Origin of the sequence: Desulfobacter sp. UBA2225 (assembly GCF_002348205.1) — a bacterium.
GTDB classification, from domain to species: domain Bacteria; phylum Desulfobacterota; class Desulfobacteria; order Desulfobacterales; family Desulfobacteraceae; genus Desulfobacter; species Desulfobacter postgatei.
Genome location: NZ_DDYV01000307.1, coordinates 1 through 17,745 on the forward strand (window position 1 = coordinate 1; position 17,745 = coordinate 17,745).

The 17,745-nt window shown below is 47.8% G+C and carries 17 protein-coding genes; 12 read left to right on the top strand and 5 right to left on the bottom strand.

Annotated elements, in window-relative coordinates:
* Window positions 1-86: 86 nt before the first annotated feature.
* Window positions 87-650 carry a peptidoglycan endopeptidase gene (locus tag B3D59_RS16010; RefSeq protein ID WP_286822074.1) on the top strand — a complete coding sequence of 188 codons (564 nt, stop codon included), beginning with the start codon at window positions 87-89 and terminating at the stop codon, window positions 648-650.
* A 96-nt stretch (window positions 651-746) separates the two neighbouring features.
* Here B3D59_RS16010 and ftcD read toward each other — a convergent pair whose 3' ends face one another.
* Window positions 747-2,369 (bottom strand): glutamate formimidoyltransferase, encoded by a 1,623-nt coding sequence (gene ftcD, locus B3D59_RS16015; RefSeq protein ID WP_286822084.1) that lies wholly within the window; start codon window positions 2,367-2,369, stop codon window positions 747-749.
* 521 nt (window positions 2,370-2,890) lie between these two features.
* Between ftcD and B3D59_RS16020 the strand changes: the two genes are divergently transcribed.
* The 3 genes from B3D59_RS16020 to larA all read left to right on the top strand — a co-directional run bounded on the left by B3D59_RS16020 (window position 2,891) and on the right by larA (window position 6,755).
* Entirely contained in the window at window positions 2,891-4,324 is a 1,434-nt protein-coding gene (locus tag B3D59_RS16020; protein ID WP_286822087.1) for an FAD-binding oxidoreductase, read from the top strand.
* A gap of 24 nt (window positions 4,325-4,348) precedes the next feature.
* A complete protein-coding gene (locus B3D59_RS16025) occupies window positions 4,349-5,299 on the top strand; it encodes a hydrogenase iron-sulfur subunit (RefSeq protein ID WP_286822089.1) in 951 nt (316 codons plus the stop codon).
* A gap of 208 nt (window positions 5,300-5,507) precedes the next feature.
* Window positions 5,508-6,755 (top strand): nickel-dependent lactate racemase, encoded by a 1,248-nt coding sequence (larA, locus tag B3D59_RS16030; protein WP_286822092.1) that lies wholly within the window; start codon window positions 5,508-5,510, stop codon window positions 6,753-6,755.
* Window positions 6,756-6,836: 81 nt separating this feature from the next.
* Here larA and B3D59_RS16035 read toward each other — a convergent pair whose 3' ends face one another.
* Entirely contained in the window at window positions 6,837-7,160 is a 324-nt protein-coding gene (locus B3D59_RS16035) for a hypothetical protein (RefSeq protein WP_286822096.1), read from the bottom strand.
* Window positions 7,161-7,328: 168 nt separating this feature from the next.
* Here B3D59_RS16035 and B3D59_RS16040 point away from each other — a divergent pair, with 168 nt between their 5' ends.
* Window positions 7,329-7,715 (top strand): TraR/DksA family transcriptional regulator, encoded by a 387-nt coding sequence (locus tag B3D59_RS16040; protein WP_286822098.1) that lies wholly within the window; start codon window positions 7,329-7,331, stop codon window positions 7,713-7,715.
* A gap of 116 nt (window positions 7,716-7,831) precedes the next feature.
* Here B3D59_RS16040 and B3D59_RS16045 read toward each other — a convergent pair whose 3' ends face one another.
* Both B3D59_RS16045 and B3D59_RS16050 read right to left on the bottom strand, forming a co-directional pair.
* Window positions 7,832-8,422 carry a hypothetical protein gene (locus B3D59_RS16045; RefSeq protein WP_286822102.1) on the bottom strand — a complete coding sequence of 197 codons (591 nt, stop codon included), beginning with the start codon at window positions 8,420-8,422 and terminating at the stop codon, window positions 7,832-7,834.
* A gap of 6 nt (window positions 8,423-8,428) precedes the next feature.
* Window positions 8,429-9,850 carry a sigma-54 interaction domain-containing protein gene (locus B3D59_RS16050; protein WP_286822105.1) on the bottom strand — a complete coding sequence of 474 codons (1,422 nt, stop codon included), beginning with the start codon at window positions 9,848-9,850 and terminating at the stop codon, window positions 8,429-8,431.
* Window positions 9,851-10,217: 367 nt separating this feature from the next.
* Between B3D59_RS16050 and B3D59_RS16055 the strand changes: the two genes are divergently transcribed.
* The 6 genes from B3D59_RS16055 (at window position 10,218) to B3D59_RS16080 (ending at window position 14,783) form a co-directional block, all read left to right on the top strand.
* On the top strand, window positions 10,218-10,379 hold the full coding sequence (locus B3D59_RS16055) for a hypothetical protein (protein ID WP_286822106.1): 162 nt from the start codon (window positions 10,218-10,220) through the stop codon (window positions 10,377-10,379).
* Between the two features lie 29 nt (window positions 10,380-10,408).
* Window positions 10,409-10,570, top strand: coding sequence for a hypothetical protein (locus B3D59_RS16060; RefSeq protein ID WP_286822111.1), 162 nt, complete (start codon window positions 10,409-10,411; stop codon window positions 10,568-10,570).
* 10 nt (window positions 10,571-10,580) lie between these two features.
* Window positions 10,581-11,537: a GNAT family N-acetyltransferase gene (locus B3D59_RS16065; protein ID WP_286822122.1), complete on the top strand. Its 957-nt coding sequence runs from the start codon at window positions 10,581-10,583 to the stop codon at window positions 11,535-11,537.
* Complete coding sequence (locus B3D59_RS16070) at window positions 11,470-12,807, top strand: ATP-grasp domain-containing protein (protein ID WP_286822124.1); 1,338 nt, start codon at window positions 11,470-11,472, stop codon at window positions 12,805-12,807. Before B3D59_RS16065 ends, B3D59_RS16070 begins: the two co-directional genes overlap by 68 nt.
* 2 nt (window positions 12,808-12,809) lie before the next feature.
* Window positions 12,810-14,075, top strand: a complete 1,266-nt coding sequence (locus B3D59_RS16075; RefSeq protein ID WP_286822127.1) for a diaminopimelate decarboxylase family protein — start codon at window positions 12,810-12,812, stop codon at window positions 14,073-14,075.
* Between the two features lie 237 nt (window positions 14,076-14,312).
* Window positions 14,313-14,783 (top strand): universal stress protein, encoded by a 471-nt coding sequence (locus tag B3D59_RS16080; RefSeq protein ID WP_286822130.1) that lies wholly within the window; start codon window positions 14,313-14,315, stop codon window positions 14,781-14,783.
* Between the two features lie 185 nt (window positions 14,784-14,968).
* Here the strand turns inward: B3D59_RS16080 and B3D59_RS16085 are convergent, their stop codons facing one another.
* A complete protein-coding gene (locus B3D59_RS16085; RefSeq protein WP_286822131.1) occupies window positions 14,969-15,655 on the bottom strand; it encodes a Fe-Mn family superoxide dismutase in 687 nt (228 codons plus the stop codon).
* A 224-nt stretch (window positions 15,656-15,879) separates the two neighbouring features.
* Here B3D59_RS16085 and B3D59_RS16090 point away from each other — a divergent pair.
* Window positions 15,880-17,745 (top strand): cation:proton antiporter (locus B3D59_RS16090; RefSeq protein WP_286822132.1); only part of this gene is annotated, 1,866 nt, incomplete at its 3' end.

Sequence of the window (17,745 nt, forward strand, 5' to 3'; positions counted from 1 at the left end):
GGTTTTAATAACAGGTAGTGTGAAAAAACATCTTGGCAGATTTTCAAAATCCCGGAATATAAAACCCCCCTATATTTGGAAAAAAAATGAGAAGAGCAACCATACACCTGATACTGGTTCTGATCTGGGCTGTTCCGACCCTGGCAAGCCTCTCCCTTGTCATAGAGACACAGCATGAGGACATCCAAACATCAGTGGACTCGACGCCTACCGTACTTTTCCGCCAGTTTATCCCATCAATTGCAGAACAGTTCATTGGTATGCCTGTGTTAGTCGGCGGACGCCCTAATCAGACAGGAAGCACGGATAATTCATGGCTATTCTACTCCATTTACGCCGGGGCTGCTAACAAAGCAGGGCTGGTATACAAGAACTTGATGCCCATGGACCTTTTATTAGACAACGCCCACAGTATTAAAGCAGATGATGTTCAAAACGGCGACCTGATTGTGCTGAACAATGATCTTACCGCCATGGTTTACCAGGTGGATCCCAGCGGCCGGATGCATTTTATCTATGCATCAAAAAAAAGGGGGGAGGTCACGACGTTCAACAGTGATCATTTAGTTTATTACGCATACTGGCTGGAGCACTTGAAAGGTTTTTTCAGAATCAATGAACAGATGCTCATGCCGGCCCGCCGCAAATGAACCTTTGACCTGCATCTGGCACATGAAATTAAGTGCCTTACGCCTCAGTTTCTGTCACAAAAAACAAAAAATAGTTTCTGCGGCGCAGTAGCCGCCTTAAACAGATCTTTTCTCAAGAATATCAAGGATTTTTTGACAATTTTCGGCAGACCTGTCCCTGATGACACCAGCCTTTTCCATGATTTTTTTGCGGTATTCGGGGTCATTGATATCGTCCATGTTGTTTATCAAAGTTCTATAAGCACCCCAGATACCCACCTCAAGGGCCCTTGCACCGAGCGCCACATCTGACCGGGAAGCGATATTACCGTATTGCGCCACCCCCAGCATGGCATCCCAAGCCTTATCACTGAGGGTCATGATGGACAAGGGCACCTCAATAGCTTTCTTTAGGCCAAGCTCAAGCTGCGCCTTTCTGAAACGATTCTCTTCCTCCGTATTTTCCGGCAACCCCAGGGCTGCCACATAATCTGCAAAGGCATTGGTATCTGCATCAATCATGGGAATCAACGCCAAAGCTGCTTCATGCAGGGGTGGAATCAGTTTTCTCATTTCAGCGTCAACCGCTTCAAACTTTCTGACCCCCAGGGTCAATTTACCCACCATGGCGCCAAGCCCTGCGCCCAGGGCTGCAATGACTGCCGATGCAGAACCGCCGCCAGGGGCTATACTCCTGCCGGCAACCTGTTCAATAAAGGCCCGGACACTCATACCGGCCAAAGGCTCATTTGGCGACGTAGCAATGATGTACTCTATAATCTTGCTCTTGGGATCAAAGGGGGCAACGGAATTCAGCCCCAAACGTTCAACAGCCAGCCGGATCTTCTGGTCTTCATCCAGAATAAAGAGCCCTTCTTTTTCAATATAATACTCGGCTGCCTGTAAAATTGCCTGAAGGGGGACAACGCCCACAATCTGTGAACCGGCCACTGCAACTTTGAGCTTGGCAGCCTCCTCTTTAACCGCTTCAAACAGGATATGGGGTGGTGTGACAAGATAGTTGTTCAGGTTCAGCGTAACCTGAGCCAGGTTATAGTCATCGACATACCAACCCATCCCCTTCACCGCCTTGAACCGGCCTGGCTGTTCAAGGCCTCTGCCTGCTTCACGCAGATTCAGTGCAATGCGGTGGGCCTGGTTGGGGGTACCCAATAAATTAATATTATATGCAATAAGAAAAAACCGGGCACCGGTTACCGTGGCCCCCCACTCGGGTACAAACCTGGCCGGACCGAAATCAGGTTTCCATTTTTCCTGGACAATACGTTGGGGAATGCCTTCATACTGCCCTTCCCGGATTTGGGGCAATTTCTTCCGGTAATCCAGGGTAGCGGAGGCCTCGTACAGATAGACCGGGACGTCAAGTTCTTCGGCCAGTCTTTTACCAAACCGTTTTGAAATTTCCACACACTCGTCCATGCTCACACCTGTCACCGGAATAAATGGGCAGACATCCAGGGCACCCATGCGGGGGTCCTCCCCATGGTGCCGGCGCATGTCTATTTTTTCCCTGGCCACCCCTGCTGCGGCCAAAGCCCCTTCCACCACACTATCAGGGTCTGCCACAAAGGTATACACAGTCCGGTTGGTTGACTTGCCCGGATCCACATCCAGCAGGCTGCATCCAGGTGTTTTGGCGATGGCATCAGCAATGGCATCAATGGTCTGCCGGTCCCGTCCTTCAGAAAAATTGGGCACACATTCAACAATTTTATTCATAAAACAACCTTTAGGTATGAAATCCAAAGCCTTCAGGCTTGGGTAACTGAGGACTGATTATCATAAAACCATCAACTAATATAACATGTCATTTGCCTGATTCCCATACACAAATATAGGGTAGGCCACCGGTATTGCTGACAATCAATTCACCCCCCCGACAACCTCATTCAAACTATTCAATTTAAAAAATCAAGCATCTTAATATATACGCGCGGATAAAACTTGCATTTTCTCCTACATTAAAGGTAGTATCCTAGGGCATGAATTTAACGACACAGGCGACGACAGATCTAAAACCTTAAAAAAAACTTAACAAAAAAAGGAGGTTAAAACATATTCGTCATCACAAAAAATTGAGTTTATAATTCAACTTTTTAAAAAAGCAAATACTTATTAATCCTGTAAAGGTAAAGGGGATTGAATTTTTAAAACAGTTGTGAAAATATTAGCGAATTAACTTTAATAGAGACTTTTTAGGCCCACTGGTTTTAACAATTTTCATCAGGAAAGGATATCAAATGAATACGGTCGATATCCCCAGGCTCAGGGAAATAGTCGGGGAAAAAAACATAAAGACAGATCCGCTTGACCTGTATAGTTACGGCGCAGACGCATCTGTTTACCACGCCTCACCATGGGTTATTGTGAGACCTGACAATACCGGTCAGGTTCAAAAAGTACTGGCCTATGCCAATGATGCAAAAATACCGGTTGTCCCCAGGGGCGGCGGCTCGGGCATGTGCGGGCAGACCGTGGCGATCCAGGGCGGAATTCTTCTGGACATGAAGAACATGAACCGGATACTTGAAATCAACATGCCCGATGTTTACTGCCGGGTGGAACCGGGTGTGGTGGATGATGATCTCAATGCCGCACTTAAACCTTACGGAGTTTTCTATCCCCCGACACCGGCCTCTTCACGTATCGCCACCATCGGCGGCGAGATCGGCAATAATGCTTCGGGTGTTCGTTCCGTAAAATACGGTGCTACCCGGGATGCGGTAATGGGTTTGAAAGTGGTTCTGGCCAATGGCGACCTGGTGACTTTAGGTGCCCATACCCGGGTGGAAGCATCCGGTTACCAGCTTCACAAACTCATCGTAGGTTCGGAAGGCACCCTGGGTGTTGTGGTGGAAGCAATCATCGGCTTTGTACCCATCCCTGAATTCAGATGCCTGGGCGTTGCCAATTTTGACAGTCTCAGGGATGCCGGCAATGCCATCGCTGACATCATGGCCTCTGGCACCATTCCGTCCATGCTGGAGTTGGTGGATGACGTTGCAATCAAGGCAGTAAACAAAACCATGAATTTAGGCCTTAAGGAAGTGGCCGCCTCCCTGCTTTTTGAAGCTGACGGAAAAGTTAAAGAAGCGGTGGATTATGAAGTTAAAAAAATGAAAGATATCTGCACAAAGAACAACGGTGCCGACATCTGGTACAGCTTTGATGCCAAAGAGCGCGAACAAATCTTCATGGGCCGTAAAAAATTATTCCCTGCACTGTCACAATTTGACGCCGGCCTGGCTTCCACATCCCTAGCTGACGATATGGCAGTACCCTACTCCAAGATGGCGGATATGGCCGCCAAAATCCATGAAGCCGCGGAAAAGAACGGCATCATTATGACGGCATACGGACATTGCGGATCCGGGTGCATGCACACTAAAATCATGATGGACACCAGCAAGGAAGAGCAGTGGCAGGGCGCCCAGAGAGCCATTGCCGAAATTTATGAATATGTAAATTCCATCCACGGCACCACTTCTGCGGAACACGGTATCGGTATTTCCAAAGCAGATGCCTTTAAGGTGGAGAAAATGGATTCCTTAAAAATGATGGCTGCCATCAAAACGGCTCTGGACCCCAATAATATTCTCAATCCCGGCAAGCTGCAGCAGGCGCCGGAAAACTGGGTAACGGCAACAGGTCTTAGATATGCGGTCAACAGCTGATAAAGGATAACAGGGATTATTGTGATGCAGAAAGAAAAAACAAAATTTGAAAATCTACAAAAATGGGAAGGCATGCTGGCCAAGTGCATCCGGTGCGGATATTGCTACGAGCACTGCCCCATGTTTAAATACACACGCTGGGAATCCGATGCACCCAGGGCTAAAAACATTTTAGCCCACGGCCTTTTGACCGGCGAAGTTGAATTAACACCGACAGTTGCGGAAAAATCGTTCAATTGTTTTTTCTGCAAACGATGCGAAGCAGCATGTTCGTCCGGAGTTCTAATAACAGACATTATGCTGGATCTCAGAAGGGATCTGATCAAACTTGGATACAATGGCCCGGGCACCACATCCATCACCGACCGTTCCTGTGCCAGGTGCCTACAGTGCGTCAGGGCCTGTCCCCATGATGCCCGGGATTTTATTGACGGAGAGGGTATTGTCGTGGACCCGGTAAAATGTAAATCCTGCGGCATCTGTGTTGAGATCTGCCCCATTGAAGCGATAACCATCCCATTATCATTCGGCACCGACAAGGTTGAACTGGCAAGGAGAGCAACTGAGTTCCTCCTCTCGCGTGAATCTGCCAAGGTCATTATGTATGCCTGTAACTGGTCATACCATCCTGACATTCAAAACTCCAGACTCCCGGAATCGGAAATCGAAGAGAAGGAATATGAAATCCTGGTAAACTTGTGTGGCGGCCGCATTGATCAAAATCTTTTATTGACCCCGTTCCTTAATCAGGCATGGGGCGTTCTGGTGGGCGTTTGCCCGGATGACAAATGTAACCATAACGGCCCAGAAGCAGCCAAAAAACGGGTAAAAAGGATGAAGGAGACCCTTGAAAGTCTTGATATAAATCCCGAACGAATCCATCTGGTTCAGATTCCTGCTGGTGACAAACAGTTGTGCCAGGCAGAAATTGATACCTTTATGGAAAAGATAAATCAGATGGGCCCAATACGCTAAACTTCAAACCCACACATAGATGATCTTTTCGTCCAATTATGAGCTGACGCTCTTCTTGGAATCTGCGGCGGATAAGAATCTTAATCCCAGGAATATTTAATATATGCCGAAGATTTTAATTTTTATCCGCCGTAAACGTAAACGAAAACCCAATTATGATACGCAATTGAATAAAAGATATTAAAATAACTCCAGGAAGGAGAAAATAATGGCAAAAGTACAGATACCGTATGGCAAAGAAAAAATTGAAATTGAAATTAATGATAATAACCTGCAAGGCGTATATTTTCCAAACGACGTAGAAAAACGAGAGTTTGCTACTGAGTTCGCAAAGAACTTGGAAAACGCGAACTTTGCAAAATTTATGGAAGGTGATGAGAGAGTCGTCTTCATCGTCAATGACGGAACCCGCCCTACCCCTACAGCAAAAGTACTTAAAGTCATTTATGATGACATCAAGGATAAAGATATCTATTTCATCATCGCCACAGGTGCCCATAGAGCCCCGAATGATGAAGAATTTGAATACATTTTTGGAAAAGAGATTTATGAGGACCTGAAAGCAAAAAACAGAATCTGGTCACATGATGCCAAAAAAGATGAGATGGTATACTTAGGCAAATCTACAAACGGCACTGAGATGTACCTGAATAAAATTGTAGCCGAAGCTAAAAAAACTATCGTGATCGGCTCTGTGGAACCCCACTATTTTGCCGGCTATACCGGCGGCAGAAAAGGCTTTTTACCTGGTGTAGCATCTTATGAGACCATAACGCAAAACCATAAATTAGCACTAAATAAAAGCGCAAAAGCGCTTGCATTGGATGGCAACCCCGTACATGAAGATATGATGGATGCCATGAATGTATTAAAAGACATTCAAGTGTTTTCCATTATGACTATTTTAGATAAAGACCATAATGTATATGAAACCACGTGTGGAGATCTTGTAGGTGCATTTTATGATGCCATAGACAGCGCAAAAAAAGTGTTTTGTGTTGACATAGAAGAAAAAACCGACATTGTAATTTCTGTGGCCCCTTATCCAATGGATATAGACCTTTACCAGTCTCAAAAGGCCATAGATAATGGTAAGCTCGCGCTCAAAGAAGGCGGCATATTAATATTTGTATCACAATGCAGAATGGGAATCGGCGGCAAAACATTCTTTGATCTGATGGCGTCTTGTGCCACCCCCCAAGAGGTTCTTGATAAAATAAAAGTTGAATACAAACTGGGTTATCATAAAGCCGGTAAAATGGCTGAGATCAATACCTGGGCACAGACCTGGGGCGTTACTGAACTACCGGAAGACGAGATAAAAGCGGTTCACATTAAACCCTTTGACAGTGTAGAGGCGGCTTTGGAAAAAGCATTTGAGCTAAAAGGCAAAGATGCCAAAGTAACCGTACTTCCATTGGGTTCTCTTTCAGTGCCTAATATATTAAACGACTAAGTCAACCACCCCTCCTCAATCAAAGATTCAGGAGGGGTTTGTAAAAGCCCAGGTTGACTAGCCTGGTCTCATTTATTGGGACTACGTTCGGCAGGATGTAGACACCTTTTTCAGGCACAGGCAAATAAAACGGATACTGAAGGTCTTAAAAAAAAGCGGAATATAGAAAAAGCGGAACTTATATATCCCATCCTGATTAGAATGGCACTGCAAGGGATGACAATAAAAGGCGTTTGATACCGCTTGCGGTGCCAATGAATCAGTCTTGACGAGGGTGTCTTTGCCGGCCATCGGGACTCCTGACAGCACGCCTTTTGCGAAGGCAGATGCCACGAATCGGACATTTTCAAAAATCATTTTCAAGCCTTGCAGACCCAAATCATTTTCTGAAAACAATTCTGCCAATATTCCTGGCACTGTTATTGCTTTATTTCGGCGTTCAGATGCCCGTATACACGGCCTTGATTTCTGCCGGGTGACAGCGGTTGCGGCATCAAAATCTATTCGGGCGGTTTCCATCCCCCCCTAAATCCACATATTAAGCGACCTTTACCTACGCTTGGGAGCAAAAAGATGACCACTGAAGTAATTGACCCCCATATCACAGATGAAGATCTGGACCGTTTTAAAGCGATGCTGAACACCTCCATGAAAGAGTTGCTGGAGCAAGCCGACTCTGCCGTTTCTGAACTGATACTGGAATCCAGCAGGGATACGGAGCTTATTGATTCCACGGCAGCCGATATCAACCGTACCATGAACCTGCACCTGCAGAGCCGGAAAAGCAGGTTGATCAAAAAAATCAAAGACGCGCTTAAACGAATCGAAGAGGGCACCTATGGATATTGTGACATCTGTGGTGAAGAGATATCCCTTAAACGGCTTGAAGCCCGTCCTGTGACCTCCAAATGTATAGCGTGCAAGGAAACCCAGGAGCGGATGGAGGCCCTTCTCTCCTGATTCGGACCTGGGATGTCCGGTAAAATCAAAAAATACCTTCACGCTCAATACAGAACATATAATCTTGGTCTATCTATCTTTAGACTATCGTTGCCGGTTTTGCCTGTGGAATTCGCCTATGATGTCCGCCAGATTAAAAGACTCTCACGCATCTGCATCGGCCCCAGGCAGAACCGTTTTAACTGGTCCTGCTCGACCCAGTCCCGCCTTATTTTCAGGTTGGGTGACCGACCGTCCCCGCCATCAATCAACCGGACCATTCCATTCATACCGCGAATGGATTGCCTGCGATAGGAATCAAAGCAGTATATCCACTCGTCATCCATGGCCGTTACCATAAGATAATGTTCGTCACGGGGGGTTAAAAGCATATTGCACAGCACCACCCCAGCACCTGACAGGCAAGATTCGATCTGGGCACCCGGCACCATGGTAACCCGTTCTTTTTCCAAAAATTGTGTGGCAACGGAAAAAGACTTCCTCCGGTAAGCATTGAGCCAGTTGCCCACCAGACGTACGGCATATTTACTGGTACCGCCAAGACCGAACCGGGAATCTTGCCCCACCGTATCAAGACAGTAAAGATAAATATGCCGGATAACCATGGGGGGAATTTCTTTACGATGGAACAAAAAGGAAATGGCGTTGGTAATGGCTGTAGGCACACAGTCATACTCAGAAATCTGGTAGTGAAAGGGCGAATACATCAACAACTATCCTTTGGCTTTAAACTCTGCTTTATCTATTCCCAGTTTTTTCATTTTGGCATACAGGCCCCTGGGATGAATGCCTGCAATTTTTGCGGTCTCTCCAATTCTCCCATGGGTTTTTTTCAGCACCATGGCCAGATAAAACGACTCCACCTGATCATACACGGCGTCCCGGAGCTGTGGCAGGGTCATGGTTTCCCATTCCTGAGGCATGGAAAGAGCCGATATACTGCCGTCCATCCGGACGGGTTTGGTATTATGGAAAACCGACGGTAACTCTTCTAAGGTGATCATATCTGACTTGCACAGCAGGACGGCCCGTTCAATAACGTTCATCAGTTCCCGAATATTACCCGGCCAATGGTAGTTGCACAGGGCCTCCATGGCCGGCTGGGAAAATCGTTTGAGGTTTCTGCCAAATTTCTGCTGGTTCATGGTCAAAAAATGGTTGGTCAGTGAGGGGATGTCCTCTTTACGTTTTCTCAAAGGGGGAAGCGTTAATGAAATCACCCCGAGCCGGTAATAAAGATCTTTTCGGAAAGTACCCTTTTCAACCTCTTCTTCAAGATCTTTGTTGGTGGCTGCAATTACCCGGACATCCACCCATACCGATTTTTCACCGCCCACCGGCGTAAATTCGAGTTCCTGGAGTACCCGGAGCAGTTTGGTTTGCATCTGCAGGGGCATCTCACCGATTTCATCCAGAAAAATAGTTCCGCCATGGGCAAGTTCAAATGACCCCCGCCGCGAACGCACAGCCCCGGTAAAAGCCCCCTGCTCATGCCCGAACAGTTCGCTTTCCATCAGTTGTTCCGGAATAGCTGCCATATTGATGGCAATAAAAGGACCTGTGGATCTGTGGCTGTCTGCATGGATGGCTTTGGACAGATGCTCCTTGCCCACACCTGTCTCACCGAGCAACAGTATGGTGGCATCACTGGATACCACCTGACGGGTTTCATCCAGAAACACTTGCATGTCGCGACTGTTGGAGGTAAAATCGTTAAGTCGGGGTAAAAAACGCCCCCGCCGGTCAAATCGTTCCGCATAATAGAACTGACGGCGGGATTCCAAGGTGGTTTCAAGGGCTTCTAAAAGACTATCCATCGGGATACCGGAATAGAGCACCACATCAACCCCCGAGGCCAGAAGATTGGCATGCTCTTCCGAGGACTCCCGATTATGCAGTACGATGGTCATGGGCGATTCGGGCAGTTCATTGAGCAGAGAGATACTTGATTCAACAGGCTTGGGAATTGTGGGACTGCTGACGATGAACACATCGGCGCAACTTCTGGCAAGGGCCTGCCAGGAGAGTCTACTGGGTTTAAAAAACTGGAGTTGGACATCCTGTTGAGCCAGTCTGTTCTCAAGCTCGGTGCGTATTTTTGTCTCTTTAATGGCACATGCCAACCGAATCAGCATAAAAAAGGCATTTCATTTCCGGTAAAATATTGCTGTTTCCCACAAGGTGCTGAAGTATATAAAAATTTCAAAAAACAAGCAACATACTTTTATAACGGATTTTAAATTTCAAAACACCATAATTATCAGATTAAAAATCGGATAAAAAATACCAATTTAATCACGATAAAGCCATTTTTTTCAAATTTAAGTAAAAATTTGCGGAAAAAATCAGTATGTGGGCCGCATTAAATATATTAACCACCTGTTTTAATTAATGTTATTTTTTTTCAGACAAAGCTGGCACACAGATTGCTGAAGTGATGCTTGAATCAAACCCAACCCATCGGCCAAAACAGCCGGACAAAACCAAAGAGGAAAGGAAGTCATGACCAGGGAAAAGTTCAGCCGAAACAAAGGCAAGAGCCCAAGATTCAAAGAAAGCTACGATGAAGATTATGACTGGCAAGATCAGAAGGAAGACCAGAAACGCCGAAAGAAAATGAATAAGAAACCCAAACGCCCCACCGACACTGTGGACAAATGGTAAGCAGTATCTCAAATTTAAAGGAGAAAAACATGACCGCTTTAAAAGCAATTAAAATAGACACCAGCCATCATGTATGGCATATCTCCCCCACCATTGACACCTATGCTTACGACTCTGAAATGACCCGGGAATTTGTCCAAAAATTTTTTATCGGGAAAACTTCCCGGCTCAACATAACTTACAGACATTAGGTGAATATCGATGAAATCCATTATTATTAGAGATCCGGAAAAGTGCCGGCAGGCCTGGGAAAAATACTGGCCGGTCCAGGACATATTTGATCTTTGGGCTGTCAGACAATGTTTTAACGCCGCATTCAATAGGCCTTTAAGCTTCCATCTTATCGAAGACAAGGGCCAGATTGTGGGGTTTCTTCCCTTAAGCCGAGTCGAAGAGACCGGCGAATATGTATTTTTTCCCGGAGAGACCTGGAAAGGCAAAACCTGGCTGGAGCAGAACCGGGTGCTTGCACACTCCCCGGAAGTATTTCAAGCATTGTGCGAATCAGTTCCCGGACCATTGAATTTGAGATATCTGCGTTTCAATCCGCTGTTTGATAAAATAGACCAGGCCGGACCCGACGAAACCGGCTATCTTTTCTACCCCCGGATGCATGATTTCTCCATGGAGAATTTCTGGCTGGCTTTTCCCGGAAAAACGAGAAAAAAGCTCAAGGCCGATGTAAAAAAAATTGAGGAGCGGCAGCTTTCATGGCGCTACAATCACATGCCGGACATCACTGAATTATTTCGTTTGAACATGGCTGCCTTTACATCCGACTCCTACTTCAGCGATGCGCGGTTTTACCGCTCTTTTGAACGGTTTGCAGTCTATCTTCGGGATATGGGCATGCTCAGGATCACCACCGCCATTGTGGAGGGAAAAATTGCAGCCGTGGACATGGGGGCCTTTTTCAACAACACCTACACGGTTGTGGCCGGGGGCACCCACCCGGATTTTGCCGGCATTGCCAAAGTGATCAACCTGCACCACCTGGAATGGGCTTGCCACAACCGGATGGAAGCCGTGGATTTTCTGTGCGGCAGTTTTACCTGGAAAGAACGGTTTCGCTTAAGCCCCAGACCCTCATATGAAATTCATACCCAGCCGGAAACGGCTGTTTTCCATGGGGGCCATTATGGCCGAAAAGCAGTCTGAGCTTAAAAAAAATCAGGTGTTGGTGGTGGGCACCACATCTGATTACATTGAATGGATCAGAAAAATTCGTCCCGGACAGGCACTTTTTTTGACAGAGCCCAAGGTGCGTCAGAGTGCCACCGAGCCATGTCCGGATAATGGAGAAGAGATTTTATGCCCCATCTGCGATATTGACGCCGCAGTTAAGGCATTAAACCACCACCAAAAAATCTTCGGGGTGACCCTTTCCGGGATTACCTGTTTTGACTGCGAATCCATGGAAACGGCATCCATTCTGGCAGAAAAGATGGGGTTGCCCTACCCTGATATTGAGGCGGTCAGAAACAGCAGGGATAAATTTATCTCAAAACAGTTGTGGCGCAAACATCAGATTCCTTGCCCCCAAACCTGCCCGGTAAATACGGACATTGAAGTATTAAATTTCCTGAACCAGGTACCGGCGGGCATTGTACTCAAACCTTTCTGCGGTTCCGGCAGCGAACTTGTATTTAAATGTGTCACCCGAAAAGAGTGTGAGAATGCCTTCAATGCAGTGGCGGACGGGCTTGCTGCACGGACCGGGAATCCATTGTTTAAACCCACGGATGCGGGCATATTTCAGATGCTGGCCGAGGAGTGGGTGGCCGGCCCTGAATTTTCTTGTGATTTTCTCATGGAAAAAGACCGGGCCGTTATCCTGCGTAAAACCCGGAAAATAAAGGTGGACAGCCGCCCCTTCGGCACCATTTCCGGGTATGCAATCTGGCCGGAAAACGGTGATGACCAAATGCCTGCCAATGACATGATTGCAGACCTGTTTTACAGGGCAGCCAGGGCATTGGGGATTGAGACCGGCGTCTGCATGGTGGATTTTATCCTTCGACATAAAACGCCTGTGCTTATAGAAATGACCCCGCGGCCCGGCGGAGACTGCGTGCCCTTTCTGATCAAGGAAGCGGGCAACATCGACATACTTGGGCTGACCCTGGATGCGGCAGAAGGCTTTGCCTGGAAAAATGAAAAAAAAGGGCCGTACAGGCCCCTGGTGGCGTTCCGTATCCATGCCCGCAGAAATGGGGTAATAAAACGCATCAACACGGCGGCCGTGGAAAACGACAAACGGGTAAAAAAAATACACTTGATTCACACCCCGGGGCACAGGGTAACCATGCCGCCCCAAGACTACGATTCATGGCTTTTAGGGCACATGATCATAGAACCGAACAGGCGCAGATTTTTCGAGACAGAGTGCCTTTTGCTCGCCAAACGTATTGATATTGAAATGGATTAGAGATGCCGACAGCCAAGACACAAATACCGCCCCCCCCCCTTTTTCTGTCCAGGGAAAAAGTAGTTGAGTTTATAAATCCGTACCTAAAAAATAAGGGGGTATATCTGGATATAGCCAAGGCGTTCGGATCCCCCCTGTATGTTCTGGAAACCGATGTCCTGGCACGAAAAGCGGAGCAGTTCAGGGCAGCATTCAGCCACCGTCTGCCCGAAACCGCATTTTTTTACGCCATGAAAAGCAACAACCTGCCCCATCTTTCAGGACATCTGCTCAAGCATGGATTCGGGCTGGATGTATCCAGCGGCGTGGAACTGTCCGTGGCCCTGGAACTGGGTGCGTCCTCAATTATTTTCAGCGGTCCGGGCAAAACCATCCAGGAGCTGGCACTTGCGGCCCAACACCCGGACCGGGTGCTGATTTTGCTGGACAGCATCGGAGAGGCGAAGCGGCTGACATCCGTGCTTGAAAAAAAGCAGACCCGCATGCCCGTTGGGTTGCGCCTGAACAACAACCCCGAAGGGCTGTGGCGCAAATTCGGGGTGTTGCCCGAACACCTGTTATCTGCCTTCAAAGAGATCGAGACGCTTGGCCGGTTGGATTTCCAGGGACTGCAATTCCATTCCTCCTGGAATCTTAACCCGGACAGGCAGACCGCATTTATCAAAAAATTGGGAGAGATCCTTTCCAGCATGCCAAAACAGTTTCTGGATGCGGTAAAATTCATTGATATTGGCGGCGGCTACTGGCCTGCCCAGGGGGAATGGCTGGTATCGAATATGCCCCAGAACTATATTATTGACCCGGGTGTCTCCATTGACCTGTTTGCAAAAGAGTTGTCAAGTGCCATTAAAGCGCATATCCTGCCTTTAACCCAATGCCGGATCTGTTTTGAGCCGGGCCGCTGGATATGCAATGATGCCATGCACATTCTTATCCAGGTGGTGGACTGCAAGGAGAAGGACCTGGTCATCACCGATGCCGGGGGCAACACTGTGGGCTGGGAACGGTATGAAACCGATTACTGCCCTGTGCTCAATTTAACCAGGCCCAGCCTGTCCGAAAAAAAATGCCATATTCTGGGCTCCCTTTGCACCCCCCACGATGTCTGGGGTTATGGCTATTTCGGTTCAGGAATCAAAGAGAATGACATCCTCATGATTCCGGCCCAGGGGGCTTACACCTATAGTCTTCGCCAGCAATTCATCAAACCCATTCCCCGGGTAGCGGTCAAGGAAAGCAGCAATCGCTATTTTCTTCTTCTCGAATAAAGATAAACATGAAAAACATAAGCCAAGTAATCTTTTTTGAAAAAAGCATTGCGCAAAAACATCCGGGTCTGATAACTTATACTTTATGATCAAGTTATAGTTAAGTATTTTGGGCCTTTTGAATTTGGTCGTTCAAAATATCAAAAAGCACTAAAATGCTCCCATTAGATTTCAAACGTCACATTTTTTTTAAAAAGCTTAGGACTTTCGAGTAATTCTAAATAAGGAGAAAAGATCATGACTGCCAAAATCCTGATTCCCTTTGACGAAACTGAATGCGCTCAAAATACCGTTACCTATGTTGCAAAAAACCTGAACAAGGAGGATGAGGTCACACTGTTTCATGTAGTGCCGGATACTGCGGCAGCCTGTGGGCTCAACAGCCCCAGCTTCACGCCCTATTTTGAAGCAGAACGCAATTCGTTCTGCCGGATGGAGGAAAAGCGCGAGAAAATGATGCGGGAGACCCTTGACACCGCAAGGTATAAATTAATCGATGCCGGGTTTGCCAAAGAGAAGGTTCATATAAAAACTCAGCCCCAGGGCAAAAAGATTTCCGATGACATTATACACGAGGCACAAAAAGGAAAATACAATACGGTTGCCATGGGACGAAGTTCGACATCAGGTCTAAAAGAATTTTTTATTGGCAGCAACGCTTCGCGGGTGATGCATTCCTTGAACATCCCAGTGATCATTGTTGACTGAACAAAAGAATGGAAGGATTATGCACCGCCTGAGTTTTCCCGGACCAATGATTTACAACGAAATCGACAGGGGTCAGGCGGCTAACAATCCTTAAAAATCAAACGGATTCGGGCCGGATTTCCAGGGCAATCGCCTGTAATTACCGGCCGTTTAATCTATCTTCTATCCCACCAGATTGGTTTCTGCTATCCCACCAGATTGGTTTCTGCAAACTCCCAGTTGACCAGATGTTCCAGATATGCATCGACATATTCCGCTCTCCGGTTCTGATAATCCAGATAATATGCATGTTCCCATACATCAACGGTAAGAAGCGGAATCAGCCCCTCGGCCGGTGTATCGGCGTTTGATGTTTTAATAATTTTCAGTGCATCTCCGTCTTTGACCAGCCATGCCCATCCGCTGCCGAACTGGGAGAGCGCAGCGGATGCAAGGGCTGTTTTGAATGCGTCATAACTGCCGAAGTCCGCTTCTATTTTTTCGGCAATGATACCGGTAGGCGCACCGCCCCCGCCCGGTTTCATGCTGTTCCAGTAAAAGGTGTGGTTAAAGACCTGGGCGGCATTATTAAAAATACCGGTCTCTCCTGCGCTGCCGTATGTTTTCTGAATAATTGCCTCAATGCCCAGGCCGGCGTAGGCGGTTCCTTTGATCATCTGATTCAATTTTTTTACATACCCGGCATGGTGTTTCCCATAGTGAAAGCGAATTGTCTTTTCAGATATATACGGTTCAAGGGCATCTGCTTTGTAGGGTAGAGACTCCTGGATTATCAATCCACCTCCAGAGCCTGCACAGCTGACACCGGTTATCTGAAACAGTGCAAGGGCACCCGCACCGGCTGAAAGTTTTAAAAAGTTTCTTCTGTCCATGCGACCTCCTTTTTGAAGTTTTGAAACAGGGATTCCGGTCTTTTTTGTGTTGTCTTTTTAAGCGTACGTTCCGAAAAGACTGCGCATCGATTGTGCGCAACTGAGTCAGTTTAAGCCCTCGGCTTTGCCCTTGTCAATGAAAACATAGTGGGTTAACATTGGGCTCCAAACCATAGGGATTTGCGGATGTATACAAAAAGAACAGAAATAAAAACTGAAAACCAATGAATGAATACACGCTCATACAAATTGCGGGGATACTGGTCGCCGCCACCGCTTGTCAGTGGCTTGCCTGGCGGGTAAAGATTCCGGGTATTGTTTTTCTTCTGATCACCGGCATCCTGGCCGGTCCAGTGCTGGGGTTTTTGAACCCTGAAAAGATGATGGGAGATCTTTTTTTCCCTTTTGTCTCCATGTCCGTGGCTCTGATTCTGTTTGAGGGCAGCCTGACCTTAAATTTTGCACAGATCAGGGGACTTCACATCGTGGTCCGGAACATGGTCTCCTACGGCATGCTGGTCACCTGGATCATCACTGCCCTGGCCGCCCGTCTGGGGTTGGGATTGTCCTGGCAGATCAGTGTACTTCTGGGGGCCATCACATCCGTAAGCGGCCCCACCGTGATCGTGCCGATGCTGCGCACGGTCCGGCCCAACCACAACATAGCCAATATCCTCAGGTGGGAAGGCATCATTGTGGATCCCATCGGTGCGGCCATGGCGGTTCTGGCCTACGAATTCATCATGTCGGGATCGGCCCAGCAGGCCATGGGCCATACCATACTGGTGTTTGTCCGGCTGGTGGCTGTCGGCGTAACCATTGGCGCGATCTGCGGCTATGGGTTTGGTATGGCCATCCGCAAACACTGGATTCCCGAATTCATCCACAACCTGTTTGCCATCTCCCTGGTTCTGGGCGCGTTTGTATTTTCCAATCATCTGCAGCATGAATCGGGCCTGGTAACAGTCACCGTCATGGGTATCTGGCTGGCCAACATGAAGGATGTGCCCATCGGGGATATTCTTGATTTCAAGGAACACATCAGTATGTTGCTGATTTCCGTCCTTTTTATAATGCTGGCCGCCCGGCTGAATATTAATGAGCTGCTTGCTCTGGGTTGGGGCATGAGTTTTTTATTCATCGCCATTCAGTTTCTGGCCCGTCCCATGAACATCATGGTGTCCAGTATCGGCTCCAGCCTTACCTGGCCGGAACGGCATATGCTGGCCTGGATTGCTCCGCGCGGAATCGTGGCGGCAGCGATTTCAGCCTTGTTCGCCACCCAGCTCGAGAAAGCAGGCTACCCCGATGCCGCGGTGCTGGTGCCCCTGACCTTTTTTATTATTATCTCCACGGTCCTGGTGCAAAGCGTTACAGCACGCCCCATTGCCCTGTGGCTTAAGGTGGCCGAACCCATCCCCAACGGCTTTATAATCACCGGGGCCAATCCACTGGCGCGTGCCATTGGCAAAGCCTTGATGGATCTTGGGTTTCAGGTTCAGCTGGCCGATACCGGGTGGGATCAGGTCATGAAGGCAAAAAATGAGGGGCTGCCCACATATTTCGGCAATCCCGTGTCAGAACATGCGGAGCGGCATATTCAGCTGGTGGGCGTCCGGGGGGTGCTTGCCCTGTTTCCCCATGAAGCGGCCAACGTGGCGGTAGCCATTCACTATCGCCTGGAATTCGGGACTGATGAAATTTATATTTTGCCCTCCCGGCCGGAAGAGAACCGATTGACGGCAGACCGAATGTCCATCCAGAACCACGGAAAAATCCTGTTTGGAAAAACAGCCTCATATCCCGCCATGGCCACCGAGTTGGCCCGGGGCGGACAGATTATCACCACAAAACTGACGGAAAAGTTTACCCTGGAACAGTTCACCCAGAAACACGGCCACAGGGCCATGCTGTTATTTGCCGTGGACAAAACCAACCGGCTTCATGTGTATGCCCACGACTGCCAGATCAATCCCGAGCCCGGCTGGTCCCTGGTGTATATGCTGAAAAATGGTGAGGATAATCATGTAGTGAAAGGGGAAGATAAACACATCATCAATCCTGATCTGGGGTGTCCAAAAACGCGGTTT